Below are 8,974 nucleotides of genomic sequence, written 5' to 3' on the forward strand. Positions count from 1 at the left end.
CCACGACGCTGGCCACCATCATGGCCGAGATCGGCCGAATCTACGCACCGGGGGCGAGCACGGCTCCACCTACGTCGCGCCCCTCAGCGCAGGTGTGGCTGGTCGACCCGCGTCGCCAGCTGCTGACTGCGCTGGGCTCGGACTACGTGGAGAGGTTCGCATACAACCTCGACGGTGTTGCGGCGATGATGGACGAGCTGGCGGCGACACTGGCCCGCCGGGAGCCTCCGCCGGGACTGTCGGCCGAAGAATTGTTGTCGCGTTCGTGGTGGAGCGGGCCGGAGATCTTCCTGATCATCGACGACATCCAGCAGCTGCCGCCCGGCTACGACTCCCCGCTGCACAAGGCCGCTCCCTGGGTGACCCGCGCCGCCGACGTCGGGCTGCACGTGTTCGTCACCCGCACCTTCGGCGGCTGGTCTTCGGCCGGCAGCGACCCCATGCTGCGGGCGTTGCACCAGGCAAACGCGCCGCTGCTGGTGATGGACGCTGACCCCGACGAGGGTTTCATCCGCGGCAAGATGAAGGGTGGCCCGCTGCCACGCGGTCGCGGGCTGCTGATGGCCGAAGACACCGGCGTGTTCGTTCAGGTGGCGGCCACCGACTTGCGCCGGTAAGCGCTCCGCTTGTCAACTGCTGTGTCGACGGGTACCGATACAGCCAGCTCGCGATCGCACGCGTTGGCAGGACGAGTTAGGTTCCGCCCGATGAAATTTCTGCTAGCAGGTTATGGAACTCGTGGGGACGTCGAGCCGTGCGCCGCAGTGGGTTTGGAGCTGTTGCGTCGTGGGCATGGCGTGCGCGTGGCGGTCCCGCCCAACAGGCTGAACTTCGTCGAGTCGGCGGGGCTCGATGGGGTTGGCTGGGGGCCGAGTTTAACGGACCTGCAGGGCCAGGATTTCAACCGCGACGTGTCGACGATGCAGGATCGGGTCAGCGTGCTACCCGAACTCTTTCAATATGCGACTCAGGCCACAGTTGAGATGGGCACGACGCTGACTCAACTGGCAGAGGGGGCCGACCTGCTAGTGACGGGCACGTTCGAGCCGCGGCTCGCCGCCACCGTCGCGGAGTACTACGACATTCCGGTGGCTGCGCTGCATCCCTTTCCGATACAGGTTTTGGCGCATTCATGGCCGGATTGGCGCATAAGGCAACAGATCGAAGAGGCTCTCCGTCGCGCACTGGCTTTGCCAGAGGCCGCCGCACTTGCACTGCCAGGAAAGGGGAAACGTGCATCGCTGGAGATCCAGGCCTACGACGAGCTGTTGTTTCCCTGGCTGGCTGCGGAATGGGCCGAATGCGATAGCCGACGGCCCTTTGTCGGCGCACTGACGCTCGAGTTGGCGACAGATGCCGACGACGATGTCTTGTCGTGGATTGCCGCTGGAACACCACCGATCTACTTCGGCTTTGGCAGCACTCCGCTCGCATCTCCCGTCGACACGCTGGAAATGTTCAGCGCGGCTTGCGCACAGTTAGGCGAGCGGGCGTTGATTTGCACCGGCGAGAATGACTTCACGGACGTCCCGCATTTCGACCATGTCAAGGTTGTGGGCGCGGTAAACCACACAGCCATCTTTCCCGCTTGTCGCGCGGTCGTCCACCACGGCGGCGCCGGCACCACGGCCGCAAGCATGCGGGCCGGAACCCCCACGTTGATACTCTGGTTCTGGCACGATCAGCCAAGCTGGGCGGCTCAGGTCACACGCCTGAAAGTTGGTGCAGCGCGGCCTTTTTCGGCCACTACCGTGGATTCGCTGGTCGCAGACCTCCGGTCCATTCTTGCACCGCAGGTAGCGGTGCAAGCCCGCGAGATCGCCACACAGATGACCAAGCCGGCCGATAGCGTTGCCAGGGCCGCCGATCTCGTGGTAGCTGCCGCACGCCACGGGCGGTACGGGTGAACGGGTTTCGTCGATGAAATTCGTGCTGGCGAGCTATGGAACTCGCGGCGATGTGGAGCCATGCGCCGCAGTGGGTTTGGAGCTATTGCGCCGCGAGCACGACGTGCGCATCGCGGTCCCGCCTAACATGCTGGACTTCGTCGAATCGGCGGGGCTTGCTGCGGTCGCCTACGGGTCGGACTCACCGGCGCTGCGCGACGAGGATTTCGTCGGCAAGGTCTCGAAGATTCAGGATCCGATGAGCACGGTGCGGGAAATTGTTGAGTATGCGACCAAGGCGTGGGTGGAGGTGGGCACGACGCTGACGGCGCTGGCAGATGGGGCCGACCTGCTATTGGCCGGCATGAGCGAACAGGGCCTCGTTGCCAACGTCGCTGAGTATCACGACATCCCGCTGGCTGCGCTGCACTTGTTCCCGGTGCAGTTTTTGCCTCTCGGGTGGCTGCATGCGCAAATATCGAAGGAGGCTGCAGAAGCCCAACGCCGTGCGCTGGGCTTGGCTGTGGCGACGCGACGGACGCTGGAACCCGGACCGCTGGAGATCCAGGCCTACGATGAGTTCTTCTTTCCCGAGCTGGCAGCCGAATGGGCGCGATCGGATATTCGACGGCCGTTCGTCGGAGCGCTGACGTTGGATTTGCCGACGGATGCCGACGACGACGTCTTGTCGTGGATTGCCGCCGGAACACCGCCGATCTACTTCGGCTTTGGCAGCACGCCGGTCGCATCGCCGGCTGACACGGTCGCCATGATCAGCGCAGCATGCCTGGAGTTGGGCGAGCGAGCCTTGATCTACGCCGGCGGGAATGGACTCGGCCAAACTCCGCATTTCGACCATGTCAAGGTTGTCGGCGCGGTGAACTTTACGACCATCTTTCCGGCCTGCCGCGCGGTCGTCCATCACGGGGGCGCCGGCACCACGGCGGCGGGCCTGCGAGCCGGAATCCCTGCGTTGGTTCTCTGGACCCAGGCGGATCAGCCGATCTGGGCAGTTCAGGTCGAACGGCTGAACGTCGGCTCTGCGCGGCCTTTCTGGGCTACCACCCGGGAATCACTGGTCGCGGACCTTCGCTGTATTCTCGCCCCGCAGTACAGGTCGCGAGCGCGTGCCATCGCCACCCGGATGACCAAGCCCGCCGAAGGCGTTGCCAAGGCAGCCGATCTCGTGGAGGACGCCGCCCGTGCAGGGCTCTTTGGCTGATCGGAGAAGGCGGGCTGTCTGATACCCGGCGTCGACCACGTCAGGCAAATGGCTTCGGCGCGCCTTGACTGGGCTGCCCCAGTGGGCGGTTATCTGCGGCCGAAGCGGCCCAACCGGATTGCCCAACAGAATGCCGCTTGACCAACCAACTCATAAGATGTCTCACGGCGCGGTCGCGGTCGCGACGGAGCTGCGGAGCGGACGGGGTGTCGAGCGGCACCAACCTGGCCGCTTTGCCCGCATGGACGTGTACGCAGCACTGCGAGTTAGGTTTCGCCAATGAAATTTGTGCTGGCAAGCTATGGAACTCGCGGCGATGTGGAGCCATGCGCCGCGGTCGGTTTGGAGCTGCTGCGCCGCGGGCACGATGTGTGCATCGCGGTTCCGCCGAACATGCTTGGCTTCGCCGAGTCGGCTGGGCTTGCTGCGGTGGCCTACGGGCCGGACTCGCAGGCGCTGCACGACGTCAGCAACTTCTCGATGAGCCGGGATCCGCTCGAGTTGCTGCGGACAGGCATGACGTATGTCAGCGAGATCTGGGCGCAGATGGGCATGACGCTGACAGAGCTGGCAAATGAGGCCGATCTGCTGTTGACGGCCGTGACCCAAGAGGGGCTCGCCGCCAACGTCGCGGAGTATTACGACATCCCGGTGGCTGCCCTGCACTATTTCCCGAGGCGGGTTCTGGCGAACAGCGAATGGCTGGATTGGCTCATGAATAGGGACGCTGAGAATGGCCAACGCCGTGCGCTGGGCTTGCCGGAGGCAACCGAACCTTCAATGCTACGGATGGCGGAACGTGGGTCGTTGGAGATTCAAGCCTACGAGGAGTTCTTCTTCCCGGAGCTGGCGGCCGAATGGGCGGAACAGGGTAGCCGACGGCCCTTCGTCGGAGCGCTGACGCTGGAGTTGCCGACGGATGCCGACGGCGACGTCTTGTCATGGATTGGCGCCGGAAGGCCGCCGATCTACTTCGGCTTCGGCAGCATGCAGGTCGCATCTCCCGCCGACACGGTCGTCATGATCGGTGAGGCCTGCGCGCAGTTAGGCGAGCGGGCGTTGATTTGCAGCGGCCCGAATGACTTCAGCCAGACTCCGCATTTCGACCACGTCAAGGTTGTGGGCGCGGTGAACCACGCTGCCATCTTTCCGGCGTGCCGCGCGGTCGTTCACCACGGTGGCCCGGGTACCACGGCCGCAGGCATGCGAGCCGGAATGCCTGCGTTAGTCCTCTGTATCGGGTGGGAACAGCCGATCTGGCAGGCTGTGGTTGAGCGGCTGAAAGTTGGCTCCGGGCGGCCGTTTTGGGCCACCACTCGAGATTCGCTCGTCGCGGACCTCCGCTCGATTCTCGCCCCGCAGTACATCACGCGAGCCCGCGAGATCGCGATCCGGATGACCAAGCCCGCCGAAAGCGTTGCCCGCGCGACCGATCTTCTCGAGGATGCCGCCCGCCGAAGGCGCTCAGGCTGATCGGCGGCCGGCCGAGCAAGTACTGAATTCTGGGTGCTTGACGAACCGGTTCGTCGTAACAAGATTCGACTGCAGATAGGCTGACGGGTGGCCCGCCGCCCTGACACCCCTGTCTTCTGATGGGCGACCCTGCTAGCAGGTTTCGTCAGGTAGCGGCGGTAAGTGGGAGTCCACCATCCAACTGCGGGTCAGCAGTTGTCCACCGGATGAACAGTAGTCGTCCAGGAGTGAATTGTTGGCGCGGGTGGCGGCGTTTCGCGGCATAGCCATCTACTGTCACCAACGGGCGACCGTCAGTAGCGATCGAGCCCTTACCGAGTGTGTTGACGCTGAAGAGATATCAAGGAAGAAAGCGCATTTCGTCTGTGAGTAAGCACACGGAAATGCTGCTGGCAGAAGCAGCCGAATTGCCGACCAACGGATCAGCGATGACCGACCGCGATGCAGGTAGGTCCCGATGCGCACGGTGATTCCTGCCGCCGCGGGCGACGTGCGGATGCAGCTGGCATTCCCTGCGGCGTTTAACACAGCCAAAGCGACCGCGGCTGGGGGAGGGGTCTAGTGTTGGATTTCGGGGTGTTTCCGCCCGAGATCAATTCGGGACGGATGTATGCAGGCCCTGGACCGGGGTCGATGCTGGCTGCTGCGGCAGCCTGGGATGGGCTGGCCGCGGAGTTGAGGTCGGCGGCAACATCGTACGGTTCGGTGGTCTCGGGACTGACAAGCGGCTCGTGGCTCGGTCCGGCGTCGGCGTCGATGGCCCAAGCGGCCGCACCCTATGTGACGTGGATGGCCAGCACCGCCGGACGGGCCGAGGAGACGGCCACCCAGGCGAAGGCGGCCGTGGCCGCCTACGAGGCGGCATTCGCCGCGACAGTGCCCCCGCCGGTGATCGCCGCCAACCGTGCTCAGTTGGCGGCGTTAATCGCGACGAATTTCTTCGGTCAGAACAGCCCGGCGATCGCGGCCACCGAGGCGGAATACGGCGAGATGTGGGCCCAAGATGCCGCCGCCATGTACGGCTATGCCAGCGCGTCGGCGGCCGCGACAAAGATGGCGCCGTTCATACCGCCAACGCCGACCACGAGTGTCGCCGGATTGACCGAACAGGCTGCGGCGGTCAACAACGCCAACGCCACGCCAGCCGGCAGCGCGGCGCAGACGGCAGCGTCGACGATGACCCACCTGGCCTCCACCTCCGCTATGCCGCAATTGTCAGCGGCGTCGTCCACGTCACCCGCGGCGGCCACCTCATCGGCGGCCACTGCGCCGACTTGGTCGTCGTTATTGGACTTCCTCGGACCGAATGGGTTAGCCATACTTGGGCCGAGCGGATTGATCTCCTCTGTGCTCGGGAACCCGTCCTTCGCGAACCAGGGGCTCGCGAATGCGTGGACCAACTGGCCGTACTTCCCCCTCGGGACGGTGAACTCCACCGTGGCATGGGCAGCTGGAATGGCACCCGGCGCCCCCGCGCCCAGCCCGGCGCTCGGCGGGGCGCTACCGCCGCCGGGGGCTATCGGCGCCTTCGGCGGTACGGTGGGCCATTGGGGCGGACCGGTGTCGGCGAGTGTGGGCCAGGCTGGCACGATCGGACGGCTGTCGGTGCCGGCGAGCTGGGCCGCCGCGGCGCCTCAGCAAGCGATAGGCCCCGAGGCCCCGGGTTTGCTGGGGGCTCAGACCATTGCCCACAGTCACCCGGGTGCGAGCAGCGGGCTGCTGCGAGGTGTACCCCTGACAGGGGCCGGTATAGGTCGGCGCGCCGGCGGATTCATCAACCGCTATGGGTTCCGCCATGCCGTGATGCCGCGGCCGCCATCGGCCGGATAGCCGACCGCTGCTCGAGCGGTTGGCCATTCCCGCTCGCGCACCGTATGCACGGTCTGATGGCCACGAAATCGCGACCATAGTCCGTGACCGCGCGGTTGTCGGTCACCGGCAACGAGACCAATCCGATTTATGCGCGACAAGATTTTTACCCTGCGCGACCAGTCTTCACGCCCATAGGTCCAACCACTGACCTAGTAATCGCCAACCGGCTGACCACCGTTTGCGCAGCTAGGCTGTCCGGCTGAGCCGACAAACCAAGTGGGCAACGAAGCGTTGACCGCCGGATGGACGCTCGTTGTCCAGCAACGGAAACGCCTTGGTGGCGGCAAGTTCCCTCACAGCCACCTAATCTCACCAACGAGTGACGCTCCCTAACCAGCGTTGCTCGATATTCAGATTTCGAGCGTTCGGGGAGAAAGCGAATTTCGTGCGTGACCACACACTCGCAAAAGCTGCTTGCGCGCAACCCGCAGAGCTTCGGCCGGTGGTGAACGTCCGGAATTCCGTTGGAGCGCTGGAAAGAGTGTGGTTCTTGCCGGGTAAGCGCTGTCCACGCTGATTGCGGCGCAGGTCGCCGTACACGCCGGCAGGAATCGGGCGCACAACACATAGAGCGTCGTCGACAACGACCTGTCCGTGAGCTCGCCCGCGCCACCCGGTTCGTGTACCACCATGCGAGTTCGTCAAAGCGATCGTGGCTAGCTGATGTAGCTGACATAGGGGTGTCACTTGCTGGATTATGGGGCGCTGCCGCCGGAGATCAATTCTGGCCGCATGTATTCCGGTCCGGGGCCGGAGTCGATGTTGGCCGCTGCGGCGGCCTGGAACGGCCTGGCGGCGGATTTAAGGTCGGCGACGACCTCTTACCAATCTGTGGTCTCAGAATTGACAGCCGAGCAGTGGCTTGGTTCGTCATCGGCTTCGATGGCGGCCGCGGCGGCACGGTATGTGGCGTGGATGAGCACGATTGCGGCTCAGGCTGACGAGGCCGCCATCCAGGCGAAAGCGGCCGTGGCCGCCTATGAGGCGGCGTTTGCGGCGACGGTGCCTTTGGCGCTGATCGCGGCGAACCGTGCCCAGCTGATGGCGTTGATAGCGACCAATTTCTTCGGCCAGAACAGCCCGGCGATCGCAGCCACCGAGGCGCAATACGGCGAAATGTGGGCCCAGGATGCCGCCGCCATGTACGGGTATGCCGGCGCCTCGTCGGCTGCCACGACGATGACGCCGTTCATGCCGCCACCGCAGACCACCAACGCTGTCGGGGTAACCAGCCAGGCCGCTGCGCTCACAAAGGCCGCCGGCACACCGGCCGGCACCGCTGCGCAGACCACGGCCTCGGCGATGACACCGGCCTCCGCCGCCGCGGTGCCCCAGGCGCTGCAGCAACTCTCTTCGGCGGCGTCATCCACGTCGTCGCTGGATCCTTTACTGGCGTGGTTGGGGATCACTCCCGGTTCGTCGGCGGTTCCGTCGTGGCTCGTTGGCCCGAGCGGGTTGATCGCCAGTGTGCTTGGGGGAGGTACGCTTTCGGTGGGGTCGAGTGGGACCGCGAATGCGCTTACCTACTTTCCGTATGGTGCCATCGGGACGGTGAACTCCACGATGGCGTGGGGAGCCGGTTTGGTACCTGGCGCGCCAGCTGCCAGCCCGGCGCTCGGTGGCGCGCTACCGCCTCCCGGGGCGATAGGCGCCTGGGGCTCTCCGGTGGGCCACTGGGGCGGCCCGGTGTCGGCCGGTGTGGGCCAGGCTGGCACCGTCGGGCGGCTATCGGTGCCCTCGACATGGGCTGCCGCACCCCAGCAGACAACAAGTCCCGAGGCACCAGCGTTGCTGGGTACGCACTCTGCCCATGTTCACCCGCAAACGAGTGGACTGCTGCGCGGACTGCCGCTGATGGGAACCGGTGCGGGCCACCGCGCCGCTGGCGGTTTCATTCACCGCTACGGGTTCCGCCACACGGTAATGCCACGGCCGCCGGCCGCCGGTTAGCCCACGGTCTGTGCGCGCTTATCCCGCTATCGGGCGCTGACCTGACCGCGCTGTTGGCTCATATGAGGCACCCGGAACTCTCGCATGATCGGTTGGCATCGGACGCCCGCCGCAACGACCTTTACCCGCGCCGAGATTTTTATCCCCGCACGGAAAGTAATGCATGACGCGCACGCACGGTCCCGCCTATCGACTGACCGAGGATATCGCTGCGTTCATGCAGGTAGTCGTGGTGACAGCAGATGTCACCCTAACCGTGGATGAACAGTTGATGACGCGGATGAACAGTAGTGGGCGAGGAATGAATACTTGGCGCGGGCGGCGTGCCGTCCGACAGTTGCCATCTAATCTCACTACCGAACGACCTCCCGATGGTCAGTGAAACTTGAACGCTGTTGAGGAAGGAATCCAGATGTCGTTCGTGACCACTCAGCCCGAAGCTTTGTCGGTGGCGGCCGCCAACTTGACAGGTATCGGCTCAGCGCTGGCCGCTCAGAACGCGGCTGCGGCCGTCCCCACAACCGGGGTGGTTCCCGCCGCCGCCGACAAAGCTTCGGGCTGAGTGGTCACG

5 protein-coding genes and 2 pseudogenes (1 of these 7 cut by a window edge) are annotated in these 8,974 nt (G+C 65.0%); all 7 read left to right on the plus strand.

Annotated elements, in window-relative coordinates:
* Window positions 1–617, plus strand: a pseudogene (locus ACFE99_RS17990) (type VII secretion protein EccC); the annotation flags it as partial.
* A gap of 90 nt (window positions 618–707) precedes the next feature.
* Window positions 708–1,907 (plus strand): glycosyltransferase, encoded by a 1,200-nt coding sequence (locus ACFE99_RS17995; protein ID WP_375487632.1) that lies wholly within the window; start codon window positions 708–710, stop codon window positions 1,905–1,907.
* A gap of 13 nt (window positions 1,908–1,920) precedes the next feature.
* Window positions 1,921–3,108 (plus strand): glycosyltransferase, encoded by a 1,188-nt coding sequence (locus tag ACFE99_RS18000; protein ID WP_375487634.1) that lies wholly within the window; start codon window positions 1,921–1,923, stop codon window positions 3,106–3,108.
* A gap of 279 nt (window positions 3,109–3,387) precedes the next feature.
* A complete protein-coding gene (locus tag ACFE99_RS18005; RefSeq protein ID WP_375487636.1) occupies window positions 3,388–4,581 on the plus strand; it encodes a glycosyltransferase in 1,194 nt (397 codons plus the stop codon).
* 561 nt (window positions 4,582–5,142) lie between these two features.
* Complete coding sequence (locus ACFE99_RS18010) at window positions 5,143–6,411, plus strand: PPE family protein (protein WP_375487638.1); 1,269 nt, start codon at window positions 5,143–5,145, stop codon at window positions 6,409–6,411.
* Between the two features lie 729 nt (window positions 6,412–7,140).
* Entirely contained in the window at window positions 7,141–8,403 is a 1,263-nt protein-coding gene (locus tag ACFE99_RS18015; RefSeq protein WP_375487640.1) for a PPE family protein, read from the plus strand.
* 412 nt (window positions 8,404–8,815) lie between these two features.
* Window positions 8,816–8,974, plus strand: a pseudogene (locus ACFE99_RS18020) (PE family protein); it runs 159 nt beyond the window's last position.

This window comes from uncultured Mycobacterium sp. (genome assembly GCF_964249325.1).
GTDB lineage: Bacteria > Actinomycetota > Actinomycetes > Mycobacteriales > Mycobacteriaceae > Mycobacterium.

Bases quoted from the DNA above. Each gene is read 5' to 3' on its own strand.
- ACFE99_RS17995 (WP_375487632.1), top strand. From the start codon at position 708: ATGAAATTTCTGCTAGCAGGTTATGGAACTCGTGGGGACGTCGAGCCG.
- ACFE99_RS18000 (WP_375487634.1), top strand. From the start codon at position 1,921: ATGAAATTCGTGCTGGCGAGCTATGGAACTCGCGGCGATGTGGAGCCA.
- ACFE99_RS18005 (WP_375487636.1), top strand. From the start codon at position 3,388: ATGAAATTTGTGCTGGCAAGCTATGGAACTCGCGGCGATGTGGAGCCA.